15 protein-coding genes are annotated in these 13,877 nt (G+C 66.1%); 12 read left to right on the top strand and 3 right to left on the bottom strand.

What is annotated here, in order from left to right:
- Nucleotides 1–18: 18 nt before the first annotated feature.
- On the bottom strand, nt 19–810 hold the full coding sequence (locus OD997_RS13465) for an SDR family NAD(P)-dependent oxidoreductase (protein WP_434332019.1): 792 nt from the start codon (nt 808–810) through the stop codon (nt 19–21).
- 115 nt (nt 811–925) lie between these two features.
- Here OD997_RS13465 and OD997_RS13460 point away from each other — a divergent pair, with 115 nt between their 5' ends.
- The 8 genes from OD997_RS13460 (at nt 926) to OD997_RS13425 (ending at nt 7,112) form a co-directional block, all read left to right on the top strand.
- Complete coding sequence (locus tag OD997_RS13460) at nt 926–1,426, top strand: MarR family winged helix-turn-helix transcriptional regulator (protein ID WP_434332018.1); 501 nt, start codon at nt 926–928, stop codon at nt 1,424–1,426.
- A gap of 75 nt (nt 1,427–1,501) precedes the next feature.
- Nucleotides 1,502–1,960, top strand: a complete 459-nt coding sequence (locus tag OD997_RS13455; RefSeq protein WP_434332017.1) for a GyrI-like domain-containing protein — start codon at nt 1,502–1,504, stop codon at nt 1,958–1,960.
- A 372-nt stretch (nt 1,961–2,332) separates the two neighbouring features.
- Nucleotides 2,333–3,316, top strand: coding sequence for a hypothetical protein (locus tag OD997_RS13450; RefSeq protein ID WP_434332016.1), 984 nt, complete (start codon nt 2,333–2,335; stop codon nt 3,314–3,316).
- Nucleotides 3,317–3,475: 159 nt separating this feature from the next.
- Nucleotides 3,476–3,826 (top strand): hypothetical protein, encoded by a 351-nt coding sequence (locus OD997_RS13445; RefSeq protein ID WP_434332015.1) that lies wholly within the window; start codon nt 3,476–3,478, stop codon nt 3,824–3,826.
- 81 nt (nt 3,827–3,907) lie between these two features.
- Complete coding sequence (locus OD997_RS13440; protein WP_056310706.1) at nt 3,908–4,480, top strand: hypothetical protein; 573 nt, start codon at nt 3,908–3,910, stop codon at nt 4,478–4,480.
- A 190-nt stretch (nt 4,481–4,670) separates the two neighbouring features.
- A complete protein-coding gene (locus OD997_RS13435; protein ID WP_157521035.1) occupies nt 4,671–5,462 on the top strand; it encodes a peptidoglycan-binding domain-containing protein in 792 nt (263 codons plus the stop codon).
- Between the two features lies 1 nt (nt 5,463).
- Nucleotides 5,464–6,057, top strand: coding sequence for an energy-coupling factor ABC transporter ATP-binding protein (locus tag OD997_RS13430; RefSeq protein ID WP_434332014.1), 594 nt, complete (start codon nt 5,464–5,466; stop codon nt 6,055–6,057).
- A gap of 293 nt (nt 6,058–6,350) precedes the next feature.
- Complete coding sequence (locus OD997_RS13425) at nt 6,351–7,112, top strand: hypothetical protein (protein ID WP_157521036.1); 762 nt, start codon at nt 6,351–6,353, stop codon at nt 7,110–7,112.
- A 53-nt stretch (nt 7,113–7,165) separates the two neighbouring features.
- Here OD997_RS13425 and OD997_RS13420 read toward each other — a convergent pair whose 3' ends face one another.
- Both OD997_RS13420 and OD997_RS13415 read right to left on the bottom strand, forming a co-directional pair.
- Entirely contained in the window at nt 7,166–7,816 is a 651-nt protein-coding gene (locus OD997_RS13420; RefSeq protein WP_434332013.1) for a hypothetical protein, read from the bottom strand.
- A 29-nt stretch (nt 7,817–7,845) separates the two neighbouring features.
- Nucleotides 7,846–8,064: an SCO4848 family membrane protein gene (locus tag OD997_RS13415; RefSeq protein ID WP_056310717.1), complete on the bottom strand. Its 219-nt coding sequence runs from the start codon at nt 8,062–8,064 to the stop codon at nt 7,846–7,848.
- Between the two features lie 288 nt (nt 8,065–8,352).
- Here OD997_RS13415 and OD997_RS13410 point away from each other — a divergent pair, with 288 nt between their 5' ends.
- The 4 genes from OD997_RS13410 to OD997_RS13395 all read left to right on the top strand — a co-directional run bounded on the left by OD997_RS13410 (nt 8,353) and on the right by OD997_RS13395 (nt 13,683).
- Nucleotides 8,353–8,979, top strand: a complete 627-nt coding sequence (locus OD997_RS13410; protein ID WP_434332012.1) for an RNA polymerase sigma factor — start codon at nt 8,353–8,355, stop codon at nt 8,977–8,979.
- Entirely contained in the window at nt 8,976–9,458 is a 483-nt protein-coding gene (locus OD997_RS13405; protein ID WP_434332011.1) for a hypothetical protein, read from the top strand. The genes OD997_RS13410 and OD997_RS13405 overlap by 4 nt, the downstream gene beginning before the upstream one ends.
- A 120-nt stretch (nt 9,459–9,578) precedes the next feature.
- A complete protein-coding gene (locus tag OD997_RS13400) occupies nt 9,579–11,156 on the top strand; it encodes a S8 family peptidase (RefSeq protein ID WP_434332010.1) in 1,578 nt (525 codons plus the stop codon).
- A 91-nt stretch (nt 11,157–11,247) separates the two neighbouring features.
- Complete coding sequence (locus OD997_RS13395) at nt 11,248–13,683, top strand: CHAT domain-containing protein (protein WP_434332009.1); 2,436 nt, start codon at nt 11,248–11,250, stop codon at nt 13,681–13,683.
- Nucleotides 13,684–13,877: the final 194 nt, after the last annotated feature.

Genomic DNA, 13,877 nt, shown 5'->3' with positions numbered 1-13,877 from the left:
TGGGATGCTCCGACGCCGTCACAAGATCCCGGTGAGCACGCCCCCATCGGCACGGAGAGCCGCGCCGTTCGTCGCCGATGACAGCGGGCTCGACAGATATGCGACCAGGCTCGCGATCTCGGTCGGATCGATGAACCTCTCCAGCAGGGTCGTGTGGTTCCGGCCGATGATCGCATCCCTCATCACCTCCGCGGGGAGAGACTGAGCCTCGGCCACGGCTGCGACCGATGCGGCCACACCATCCGAGAACGTGGGACCGCCGAGCACGGTGTTGACCGTGACTGCGGTGCCTCGGGTGAGCTTCGCCAGGCCGTTCCCCAGCGCGATCATCGCCGCTTTCGTCATGCCGTAGTGCACCATGCCTGCGGGCACGTTGACCCCGGATTCGCTGCTGATGAAGATGATGCGCCCCGAACGCCGGGCGAGCATTCCGCCGAGCACCGCCCGCGACAGTCGCACGCCGCTCATGACGTTGACATCGAAGTACCGCGCCCAGTCCTCGTCGCTGATCGATGCGAAGTCGGCGAGACCGAAGAGCCCGACATTGTTCACGAGGATGTCCACATCGCCCAGTGCGTCCGTGAGCCGCGTCACCTCGCCGGCATCCGAGAAGTCGGCCGCGAGTCCCGAGACCCGAGCCCCCGGCTGCTCGCGGCGCAGACGCTCGACCGCCGCGTCGACGCGTTCTGCGGTGCGCCCGTTGAGCGTCACCTCCGCACCCTCTGCGGCGAGCTGGGCCGCGATGGCGTATCCGATGCCCTGGGTAGAGCCGCTGACGAACGCCTTCTCGTCATGCAGTCGCAGATCCATGACCACTCCTCCTCGCGCCGCCCTAGCGACGCATTCACTTGCTTGAGCAAGTAACTGTACAGGGATTGACTTGACTGAGCAAGTGACGACCGACCAGATGAAGTAGTGTCATGACATGCCTGAGCACTCGATCGACGATCCACTGAGCGCGGACGAGCTGGAGATCTGGGCGTCCGTCGCCACGTTGCTCGAGCGCCTCCCGACCGCTCTCGACGCCCAGCTGCAGCGAGACAGCGGGCTCACCCATTTCGAGCACGGCATCCTGTTCGCCCTCGACTCCGCGCCCGATCGATCACTGCGCCTCAGCGTCCTCGCGAGCTATGCCAGCTGCACCCTCTCGCGGCTCTCCCGCGCCGTATCTCGCCTGGAGGCGAAAGGGTGGGTCCGCCGCGAGACCGACTCCACCGACGGGCGGTTCACACTCGGCATCCTCACACCGAGCGGGCACGACAAGGTCGTCGAGTCCACTCCCGCGCATCACTCGCTGGTGAGGCGGATGATCTTCGACAGCCTGACGGTCGCGCAGACGCGCCAGCTCCACGTGATCAGTCAGAGGATCTCCACCGCGATCGGGCCGGACGAGGCGTGGAAGCCACCGATCCCCGAGCACCCCTGAGGCATGTCGGTGTCGGATGTCGGTGAGGATGCGTAGGATCGGCGGCACCGACACCCCTACTTTGAGGAGACGACGATGTCAGCCCTGGAGATCAGCGAGAAGGCTCTTCCTTACGTACGCCTGGCCACCCTGACCGAGAAGGTCGACACGCAGCCAGAGGTGGCCGCGGTCGTCGGGCCGCTGTTCGACCGGGTCGCCGATGCGCTGCTGGCATCAGGGGCGACCCCCGGCCTGCCGATCGCCGAGTACGACATGGACAGGCACGGCGTGCGCATCACCGTCGGCTTCACCTACGACGGACCCGCGATCGACGGCCTCGGGATCGTCGAGCTGCCGGCCGTGGAGTCGGCATTCACCGCCACCCACCACGGATCCATGGCGACGATCGACGACAGCTGGGGCGCGGTGAACGCCGCGATCACAGAGCGGGGCGCCACGGCTGTCGGACCCTGCCGCGAGGTCTACCTGCAGTCGGAATCCGAAGATCAGGCCGACTGGATCACCGAGCTGCAGCAGCCGGTCTCAGCGAGCTGAACCGGGCGAGCGGTCGGCAGGATTTGGCGGATACCAGCTTCTACCTCTTGCCGTCCACCCGAAGAAGGGCGACCCCTTCCCGGGGTACTCGCTTCTACTGCCCGACAACCAAGAGACGGACGCAACGATCAGATCGTTCCCGTTCATGTATCGGCCCACCTCCACGCTTGACTTGTCAGCGGCAGCCCTCAAAGCACTTACAGATGCGGGAGTGTGTGAAATTCGACTCCGAAGATGCGGCTAGACAAGCGATCGCAGTAACCGAGGCATAGTTCCACCCGCTCTAGAAGCCCTTCCGTATGTCAGGATCCTGGCTCGCATGCCCCAGGTGCCCCGCCATTGCGCGGCATCAATGCAGGCAGACTGAGTGTCGTGATGAAGACGATCTATCTCGACCAGATGAAGTGGATCGACCTCGCGCGCGCTGAGACCAGACACGCGCAGGGCGCGCAGTACATCCCGGCACTCGAGGCCTTCAAGAAGGCCGTGGACGACGGCCGCGCATCCTTCCCTCTCAGCGTCGCTCACTACATCGAGACTGGCAAATCTCAAGACTCCAGCCGCCGTGTCAACCTCACCAAGACCATGATGCGCCTGGCCGGCATGGATCGCATCGCCCCGCCCCACGTCGTCGTTCCGTGGGAGGTCCGCAAAGCACTGATCGAGGTCTTCGAGCTCGACGCGCCAACCCCTGGGCTGCAGCTGTTCGGTGAGACCGCGGCGCACGCGCACGCGCTGCCATCCCTCCGCTACACAGCACCTGAAGAGCACGAAGGCGTCATGCTGTCGGAAGCGGACAAGCGGAAGCTCGAGGAGCTCGTCGCGCCGAAGTTTGAGGCGATCATCCTCGGTGGCATCGCCCCGGAGGGGTACCCAGAGAGCACGCGACTCGTCTTCCAGGACCTCCTGGACTACGACGAGCGTTTCGTAGCCGAACAGAACCGAATCGCAGGGTGGGTCGAGAAGCTCCCGCGCACGAAGCTCCCCAACATCATGGTCGCGACGGCCATGCAGGACATGCTCGAACCTGCGATCGAAGCGGCTCAGGAGTTGGGCGTCGCTCCCGAGGCACTCGTCGAGGCGCAGAACGTCACCCGACTCATCGAACACATGCCTTCACGCTGGGTCGAGATGAAGCTTCGCCACCTCAAGCAGGCCAACCCCCAGAAGCGTTGGGAAGGCAACGACCTGAATGACATCACGGCGTTGGCAATAGCCGTGCCCTACTGCGACGTCGTGGTCACGGAGAAGTTCTGGTCTTCGATACTCAACAACGCCAAGGTGCCGCAGCGCTACGACACCTTGGTCACCCCCAGTCTGCAAGACGTCGTTGACCTGCTCGGGCCCCCGAACTAGCTGCCCGTGGGAGGCGTTCCCTTGGCCGCCGACGCGGCGCAGCGGCATGCCGATATGTAGGAATACAACGTCGTGCCGCCTCGACGCGGGGCTGAAGCGGACTCTATCTTTGGCGCAACTTCATCATCTTGAAGAACCATTGACCGGAGGAAGATCGCAATGTCGAGATTGACCATCAAGAGAAAGTGGGGCGGCATAGCTGCGGCATTGGCAGTCACGGCCAGCATGCTCATTCTCCCCGCACAAGCCGCCTCGGCATGCACCATCAGCCTCACCCACACAGCAAGCAGTGCAAACGTATCGGTCCAGAACGACTGCATCGGTTCGATCGAGAAGGTTCAAGTCCGCCTATACCGCTACTACAACAGCGTGATCAACACGTTCTACGGTGCTGAAGGAACGTGGAGCTCCACGGTGACGAACGGCACTGGCACGCAGGCGGGTCAGGCCTACCGCCAGAAGTCCGCGATCTCGCACAGCTGGTCGGGGTATATCTCGTACACGTCCTGAGTAGCCCACGAAACCAGACGAGTGCAGGTAGGTCGCCGGTTAGCGACCTACCTGCACTCACGTGTCGTCACAGGAGATGACTTGAACTACACCTACACTGACCGGATGCGACTCTCAGCGACGATTCTTGTCGGCGCCCTTGCCCTCGCGGCTCTCGCTGGTTGCACTGCCCCCGAGGCGGCCACGAACCCCTACGGCGATCGGATCGAAGAAGCTCAGAGCCAGGCAACCACCGACTTCGAGAAGCAGGTTTTCGATGATGGGGAACTGACACGGGTCGAGTACGAAGAGGCGGTGAACAGGTACGTCGAGTGCATGGAAGCTCAGTCCGTTCAGATCACACCACTCGAGCAGACCGGCTACTTCGTGTTCAGTACCTCGTCGGACTCCGCCGCCTATGACGCTTCGGACGAGCAGTGTCGGCCGGGAACATTGGAACTCGTCGAGCCTCTCTATGTGGACATGACGATGAACCCGGAGAACCGTCCGTTCACCGAGGTCGTTCGCGAATGCTTGGTTGCCCGGGATGCGATCGATGACGGCTTCACAACGGATGACCTCAATAAGGAGATGTCACGCGGTGGCCCCCTGACCGAGACTGAGGACTACACCACGTGCATAGCCAACCCCTCGTACTCGTCCGATGAAGGGTAGACGCTCAGGCGCACGGTTCTTCGCACTTGGCGCAGTTGCTCTCCTTATAGGCGCACTGGGAGGAGTTGCTGCGTGGACATCACTGCAACCTAGGACGGTAGAAGATGAGCCCCTGTCTAGCCAAATGGTAGTCCTGGAGCAGTATGCTGCCCCAGTAAATGTGTCGCTCAAGCCGGTGTACGGGTCACCTATGAGTCCGCGGCTGTACGCAAGCGGCGTGGTCAGAGCGTTTGATTGCGTCCCCGAATCCCCTTGGATATCAGGTGACTCGAACATCACAATCGATGACCGTACGCTCCGCAATCTCGTGCTCCCAACACCACCGTGGCGTTCCCTCCGCGTTGACGATCGTGGAGACGACGTACAAGAGCTCCAGGAGGCGCTGCGAGGTCTCGGATATGCGATCGACGCCGATGGCGTGTTTGGGCAACACAGTCTCGAAGCGTGGCGCGCGTTCACCAACAATCCGAAGGCTGAGACCGCTGCCCTCGAGGACTTCGTGTGGGTGCCGTCAAACTTCGTGTCGAGCAAGTGCGAGCTGATCCTTGGCGACTCGGTGACAGGCCCCATGTCGCCCGCCTCCGGCGATGCGACAGTCGCCAGATTCTCAATCGTCGGGACAATCCCTGACGCCACGAGTGAACGAGTGGTCGTCGTCGGCTCGGAGCGAGTTTCCGCGTCCGGCTCTGTCATCAGCGATCCGTCCGCGATCGCCACGTTGATGGAACAGCCGGTAGTGATCGCCGCTCTGGAAACAGAGGATGCGGCGGTGGCCGCAACTCTCGAGCTGGTGACCCCGGTTGAAGCCGCGCGCGTGTCCGCGGCCGCGATCATCACTGACGGCGACGAGGTGTGCGTCGCTCACGGCGCTACTACCTATGGCATCACCATCATCGATTCTGCGCTGGGACGCACGATCGTCACATTCGACGGCGAGGTCCCGCGCGAGGTGGATCTAGACCGGCGCATCAATCGGTGCTGACATGCCCGACATCCGCGCCGATGGCCTTGCCTTTCAATACCCGGATCAGCCTCCGCTGTTCGAAGATCTGACGTTTCGCATCGGCCACGGAACGACCGCTCTAACGGGACCATCAGGCTCGGGAAAGAGCACGCTGCTGGGCATCCTGGCCGGCTGGCTGCGCCCGTCGCATGGAGACGTCAGTAATCTTCCGAGCCGAACTCAATGGGTCCTTCAGAGTCCGATCGGGTCGCCGCGCAGGAGCGCCCTGAGTCACGTAGAACTTCCTCTGCTCGCCGCCGGCGCCCTGCTACAAGATGCTTCGGCCGAGGCGTACGACATTCTCGCTCGGGTGGGACTCGACGCCGTGGCAGAGCGACCGTTGCGTCACCTGTCGGGTGGTGAGGCGCAACGGCTGATGCTCGCCCGAGCAATGGCGGCCAAGCCGGAGTTGATGCTCGTCGACGAGCCGACAGCATCGCTCGACGCTACCAGCGCCGCGACCGTGATTGAGGTCATACATGCGCTGGCCGATACCGGCATGCCCATCGTGATTGCCACTCACGACCTGCACCTTGCTGACGCCTGCAGGTCCCGAATCGAGGTACGGCGTTGAAACCGTCGATTTGGTTCCGAGAAGCGATCGAAGACAGCAGGACGGGTGCATCGCGGCCGTGGCTGTGGGGGCTCACCTTCCTCCTTCTGCTCGCGGCAGTGTGCGGCTGGGATATCTGGTCAATCTCTCGGGTGTCCGAGGGAGCGTCAGCTTTCAAGAGCTCAGGATCTTCGATCTGGATCACGGACAGCATCACTGGGATCGATGGTCGCTCCTGCGACGCCCTTGCTTCGTCAGAGGGGGTGGGCCACTCAGGCGCTATGGCCGGCACGGCCAACACCAGACTCCAGATCATGCCGAACACTCCCGTGTCGACCTTCCGCGTGACGCCGGGGTTCGCTGAACTGATCGTCGGCACAGATCTTGCTGTGACTCCGGGCGCGCTAATCTCGCACGACCTCGCCGCGGAGATCCACGCGACTGAGAGCGCAACTTTCGAAAGCGCTATCGGCCCCATCACATTCGATGAGATCTACGAGTACCCGAGTGACGGCCGGCTCGCCAGCCTGCAGAATGCCATCCTCATCGTCGACGATGAAGGCGCGACGTTCGATGCCTGCTGGTATGAGGTGTGGCCCTTTACCGAGACAGCGGCCGGTATCGGCATCATGACGGCGGAGGACCCGTCGGTATCAAAGCAGTCACAGTTGAACTCGCGCAACGGGATCGAGTTTGACCTCACCGCTGAAGTGGAAGGTTTGAAGGTGTGGTTACTCACCTGCGCCACGTTGGTGGTGTCAGGCGCGATGGGTTGGATCGCAACGCGGAGCCGTCGGAGTGAGCTTGCCAGCGCATTGCATTCCACTGTCGCTCGCAGCGATCTCTCCATCATCATCGCGCTAGAGACCCTGATCTGGACGCTCCCTGCCAGCATGCTCGCAATCGGTGCGAGCACGCTGGCAACTTCTCTCCTCCCGCCAGGCCCCGTCCCTATTTCGCCCGCGTCCGTAGGTCTCGTCTCGGCGGCTGTCGCGGGAGCAGTCTCGGGCGCACTGCTCGCGACACTGTCCGTTCGCTCCCACAGACTCTTTGCCTATCTGCGCGACCGTCGGTAGAGGGCGTGTTCGCGTACAGCGGCACCGAGATCTACCACCAGCCACCGTGAAAGCTAGACCGTGACGCTTCCTAGCGAATGGAGCACCTCATTCGCTACTGTTCGCATCTGAACATGAAGCAGGTCTCGCTGGTGCGCGACCTGATCCTCTCCTTGCAGTTCGGCATGGTTCTCGCGAACGAATGTTGGTGATGATTCAAAGAGCGACGTGATGTGCCGACCCGAAAGGTCAACATGGGCACCCCCGTCTTGATTTGCCAGCCCTAGGACGAGTTGCTTTCGAGTGACATGGCCATCGCTGAACTGCACAACCGGCTCCCCCGCCCACCAATCCTCATATGACACCTTCCGGCCATCTGGGCCGAAGTCCAGCGGCATCAGGAACATGGATCCGCCTTCACCAAAAGCCAAGCCATGCAAGGAAGAGCCGAAGGCGTGAGTACCCGGCGGCATCTCGGAGGCAAACGGAATGTAGAAGGACCGCCACTGCATCCCGGACTTCGCGCCCATCTGCATCAGAATGCTGGATCCTCGGCCCTCGTCGTACGAGAGGGTACGGATTGCTGTGGCCATCCGCAGCGCTTCGGCATGATCACCGCAGTCAAAAGCCTTGGCGCTCTTGGCTAGAAATCCTAGATTTTCGCGATATCGGACCGTCAGTGCCGCACGTTCGAAACGCCCGTGGGGCTCGTCATCTTCGACCATACGCTGACAGTTGATCGCTCGGTCGGTCGTCAGAGTGCGCCCGTGAGCGCCGCGATGCCGACCAGCACCGACACCAGTGCGAGAACCAGGGCGATCGCGATCAGCACGGCGTGCACCTTGAGGAACGTCGTGGCCTTGCCGTCGGCATCCCGTGCCCGCGGGTCGGTTGCGACGCGCTTGTAGAAGCGGGGCCACACCAGCACGTTGAAGGCGGCGTTGAGGAAGAGGACGACAGCGAGGGCGATCACCCCTCCACGGTATCGCGGTCGGCATCCCTCCTCCCGCCAGCCGTCGCCCGCCTTCAGGCATCCCGATCTTCCGACGCACCTTCAGGCCCAGACACAGATGCAGGCCCAGATTACAAAAGCAGGCCCAAAATACGGTTTCCGGTCCTGCATCCGTGCGTCCGTCCTCCATTCGGCACGACGCCCGACCCGCCAGCCCGGAGCCCAAACCGATATTCAGGAAAACTGACCGAGTCCATGTATCACCAAACGCTTGCCGTGCTCCTTGATGGTGTGATCACAATGGGACTCATGATCGACGGCGCACCCGACGGCGCCGCCCTCGATCCTGCACCGGACGACGGCGCGGCACGCTGGAGGCGAGCCGCCGACTTCTTCGACGCATGGCGGGACGGCGACAGCCGCGCGATGGACGATCTCGTGCGGTTGATGACGCCTGTCCTCTGGCATGTCGTGCGCGCCTACGGTCTCGAGCGGACGCTCGCCGAAGATGTGATCCAGACGACCTGGCTGCAGCTGGTGCGCGGGCACCGCTCGATCGCCGATCCGAAGGCCGTCTCGGCCTGGCTGACGACCACAGCCCGCCGCGAAGCCTGGCGTGCGGGCAAGGCCCACAACCGACTCGACACGACAGAGGCGGATGCTCTCGACGCATTGCTTCCCGAGCAGGCCTCCGCCGAAGACCATGCCGCCACCGGCGACGAGAACCGCCGACTCTGGACTGCCGTGCAGCGTCTCGCCGAGAGATGTCAGCGTCTGTTGCGCGTGATCGCGTTCGAGGAACGACCGGATTACGCACGCCTCGCCGCCGACCTCGGTATGGCCGTGGGCAGCATCGGTCCCACGCGCCAGCGCTGCCTGGCGAAACTGCGCGACCTGCTCGATGCCCCGACACCACGGCCGGGAGGCACCTCATGAGCGAGAACGACGGCAACAACGGCGGCGACAACCATGAGGATGCCGAGCTCTTCGCGCACCTCCGCTCGCTGTGGCTCGACGTCGACCCGATGCCCGCCGCGCTGATCGATCGCATGATCGCGGCTGTCGCGACCGAGGGCCTGTCGGCGGAGTACGCTCTGCTGACCCTGGTCGACCAGCCGCTGGGCGCGGTGCGCGGAGGCGCGGACGCGCTGACCCTGCAGTTCAGCGACGGCACGACGAGCATCCTCCTGCACGTCACGGGCACCGCGAGCGGCGCGCATCGCATCGACGGCTGGGTCGACACAGCTGCCGGCCTGATCGAACTCGCCCAGGGCGAGCGGATCCGGACGACGTCCGCGAGCGATACGGGCCGCTTCGTGTTCGACGACGTACCCGACGGGCTGACGCTCGTGCGCCTCACCACCACGGTCGGCGACGAGCAGCGCACCCTGTCGACCCCGCAGTTCGAGTTGTGATCCACCGCGGGGCGACCCGCTCACACCGCGGGCCCGCCCGCACACACCGCAGGGCAAGTCCCGCACCTCGCAGGATTCCCCGCATAGGACGCGGGTCCGCCCGCGAGGAGAGGACCGACGATGGAGCAGCCCAAGGGGTGGAGCTGGCAGGACCGAGCGGAGGGGTCGATCCGTCGAGGGACGGCGCTGGATCCGTCCGTCGAGCCGGTCGACGGTGTCCGCGCGTTCCCGACCGCGTATCTGCAGGAGCGTCTGCTGATCACGCAGGACCAGGTCGACAACGGCCAGGAGGCGTACGACGCGGAGATCCGTGAACTGCGGGCGGCAGCCGGATCTTTCGGCTGGAATCTCGACATCGAGTCTCCGGATGCTGTCCGCGCCGCCGACCCGCTGGTCCCCGGCGTACCCGGCTTCCTCCGGGCCCATCTGACGACCCCCGATGAACCCACGCGCGGTGAATCACCCGTGCCACCCGACGCGTGGCGAGTGCTGCAGCGTGCACGGCGCAGTTCGGGAACCCCGATGCCCCGGACCAGCCTCGAGCACGTGCTGTCGATCGACCCCGTGGGTCTCAATCCGTTCAGCCGCACGAATCCCTTCAGCCGCACGAACCCGTTCAGCCGCACCAACCCGGTCCGCGGCGCCGGAGGGGGCGCGGGAGGCAGCGATGACTACCTCGAACCAGGACGCGGCGCGCGTCAGCCGGTCGCATGGCTCGGCCCCGCACCACAGCGCACCGCGGCTCCGAAACGCGGCCGTCGCCCGGTGGTGGCGGTGCTCGACACCGGATGCGGCGTGCACGACTGGCTGCCCGACGACATCGTCACCCGGCACATCGAGCTCGACGGCGTGCCCGTCGGGCTCACGGACGACGCGGACCCCGAGCGCTATCCCGATCTCTACGGACAGCTCGACGGCGAGATCGACGCGGTCGCGGGTCACGGGACGTTCATCGCAGGCATCATCCGGCAGACCGCCCCGGAGGCCGACATCCTGTCGATCCGCATGGCCGGTGCTCTCGGCGTGATCGACGAGAGCACGTTCCTCACGACGGTCGCGCAAGTGGTCGAGCTGCTGCGCCGCCACCGTGAGGACCCGAAGACCGGGCATCCGATCGACGTCCTGAACCTCTCACTCGGGTACTACCACGAGTCCCCGGTCGACGGTCAGTTCAGCAAGACACTCCACGCGCTGCTCACGAAGGCCCGGGAGCTCGGCTGCGTGGTCGTGTGCTCGGCGGGCAACGACGCGATCGATCGGCCGTCGTTCCCGGCATCGCTGTGGCCGTGGCCCGGCGCCGACAACGGCATCCCTCGAGACAAGGATGCACCGCACGTCTCGGTCGGCGCCCTCAACCCCTCGGCCCGCTCGGTCGCACTGTTCTCGAACGTCGGCCCCTGGGTGCAGGTGTATGCGCCCGGCGCTGCGGTGGTGAGCACCTCGCCGGCGTTCGTCGGCGGCGAGCAGGCCGCGACGAGGGCCGACGTCGACGGGCTCCGCCGCGAGACGATCGACCCCGACGACTACCGCGGCGGCTTCGCGATCTGGAGCGGCACGTCATTCGCCGCTCCGTACGTCGCGGGTCGCATCGCGGCGCAGCTCGGCACCGTGCCTCCGCAGGGGGTGAAGGCGGATGCCGCGGCCAAGGCCGTCGCCGCCGTGCTCAAGACGCTGCCGACACCGGTCGAGCGGGGGTAGACGCGGGCGGATCTGAGCGCAGATGCATGCTCAGATCACGGATGCGGTCGCAGACCTTCCCTGAGACCGAACTGACCGGCATTCTGGTTGGATGCCCCTGTCTGCGCGCGAGCTGCACCGGCGCGGCGTCGACGCGGCCAACTCCCGACGGTTCGCTCAGGCGCGGCGCGCTCTTGCTGCGGCATCCGCCCGCACCGATGACGACGACCTGCGCGCCCGCATCGACGGGACTCTGGCATACGTGCTGGCTCAGACGGGCGAGCCAGCCGAGGCCGAGCGACTGTCGCGCGCGGCGCTGTCGCGACCGGGGCTGAGCGCCGAGACCGTCGCCCTCGCGAACGGACAGCTGGGCACCCTGCTCATGCACGGCGGTCGCCTCGACGAGGCGGACGAGTTCCTGACGCGGGCGATCGACGGCCTCGACGACGGGTCGATCGAGAGCGCGAACCTGCTGATGAGCCGATCGATCGTCAGCATGCAGCGCCACCGCCTCGACGACTGCACCGCCGATCTTCAGCGCGCGATCGCCGCCTACGAGGCGCACGACCAGCAGGAGCCGCTCGCCGAGGCGCGCCACAACCTCGGCTACGCCGCGCTACTGGGCGGCGACCTCGTCACCGCACTGGGGCTGATGACGAGCTCGCGCCCGATCCTCGCGGCCACCAGCGACCTCGCCGCGGCGATCAGCGACCTCGACCGCGCCGAGGTGCTGCGCGATGCAGGCCTGACGACCGAGGCCGAGCAACTGCTCGGCGCCGTCGCCGTGCAGTTCGGTGCACAGCGCATGCGGCAGGCCCGCGGCGAGGCCGAGTTCCACCTCGCCCGATCCCTTCTGCGCCACGACGCGCCCTCGGCCGAGCGCGCCGCCGCGACGGCATCCCGCCGGTTCACCGCCCTGGGGAGCGAAGGCTGGGCCGCTCGCGCCGAGGCCGTGCGTCTCGAGGCCCGGCTGCGCGCCCGCCCGACGACGCGGCCCGTGGCCGAGGACTTCGCGCGCACCGCCGCAGCGCTCACTCGGGGCGGCTTCCGCACCGAGGCCGCCGCACTGTCGTTGACGGCACGGCTCGCCGACGGAGGACGGATGCCGCGACTCACCGCCGACGCTCCGACTCCGCTGCGACTGCGGGCCCACGAAGTGCGGGCCGTACGAGCATCCGTCGCGGGCAGGGATGCCGACGCCCGCCGCTTCGCTGCAGAAGGCCTCGACCTGCTCACTGCCTGGCAGCAGTCGTTCGGCGCCCTCGACCTGCAGGCATCCGTGGCGATGCACGGCACCGAGCTGATGTTCACAGGGCTCGCCGCCGCTGCACGATCGCGTGACCCCGAGGTGCTGTTCGAGTGGTCGGAGCGCGCCCGGCATCTGAGCCAGCAGGTCGCGCCCGTGCGTCCCCCGCACGACGCGGACCTGTCGTCGGATCTGGCCGAGCTGCGGATGCTCCGCGCCGACCTGGCCGGGTCAGACTGGACGACCGACGCTCGGGTGCGCGAGCTGCGCGACCGCGTGCGCGACCGGCAGTGGTCCTCGACCGCGGCAGGTGCCAGCCGTGAGCGCCTGGGTCTGCTCGAGACCCAGGCGCGGCTTGACGACGAGACCGCGATCCTCGCCTATGTGTTCACCCGCGACGAGCTGCTGTGCGTCGTGGTGACGGCATCCGGCTCGTCGATCGTCGAGCTGTCACTGCCGCGCATCGAGGCCGCGCTCGACGGACTCCGCGCCGATCTCGATGTCGCCGCCCTCACACAGGCCGGCCCGATGGCGGCCGTCGTGCAGCGGTCGCTCGACGAGAGGTTGCGCCTGCTCGACGACGCCCTGCTCGCGCCGGCGCGCAACGCGTCCGGCGGCGCTGCGCGACTCGCGCTGACCGTGCCCGGCATTCTCGGGGGCATCCCCTGGGCGATGCTCCCGGGCATGGCCGGCACGCCGTTCACCCTCGCGACCTCCGTCTCGCGCTGGCTGGGCGACTCCGACCGGCCCCTCTACTCCGCACCGAGGAGGCAGGCGGGCTTCGCGACCGGCCCCCGCGTCGCGCGCGCCGAGGAGGAGGTGCGCAGGGCGGCAGGGGCCTGGAGCGACGCGACGATCCTGACCGGCGACGAGGCTCGCGTCTCGGCCGTCACCGAGCTCGCCGCGCACGTCGATGTCCTCCACATCGCCGCACACGGACGCCATGCGGTCGACAACCCGCTCTTCTCGGGCTTCGAGCTCGTCGATGGCACCCTGTTCGGCTACGACGTCGACCTGATCCCGCGGGCCCCCGACACGGTCGTGCTGTCGGCCTGCGAGCTCGGTCGGTCCTCCGTGCGGTGGGGCGAGGAGGCACTGGGGATGACGCGGGTCTGGCTGCACGCGGGCACCCGGTGCGTGATCGCGGCCCCGGTGGTCGTGCCCGACGACGTCGCCTGCGAACTGCTCGGAGCGGTGCACACCGAGCTCGCGAACGGTGTCGCGCCCGCCGTCGCGCTGGCCGCGGCATCCGACTCCACCGGGGTGAAGGCGCCGTTCCAGTGCCACGGAAGCGGCCTCTGAAAGTTTTCTCCAGTCGATGTATCAGAACATCGACACCCTGCTCCTTATCTGCAGAAGGTGCCACGCGGAGGGCTTCGGAAACGAAGCGCGAGGGAGGCGCAGTCGAACTGGGGAAACCCTCGTGCACTGGGGAGTGTGAGGGAACGACAGGACACCATCTGCTCCGGGGATGTCGCGAGAGGGGTCGCGGCATC

The sequence above is a fragment of the Microbacterium sp. CGR1 genome, from assembly GCF_051062835.1.
In the GTDB taxonomy this organism is placed as follows: Bacteria; Actinomycetota; Actinomycetes; order Actinomycetales; family Microbacteriaceae; genus Microbacterium.
This window is presented reverse-complemented; position numbering and strand designations above follow the sequence as displayed.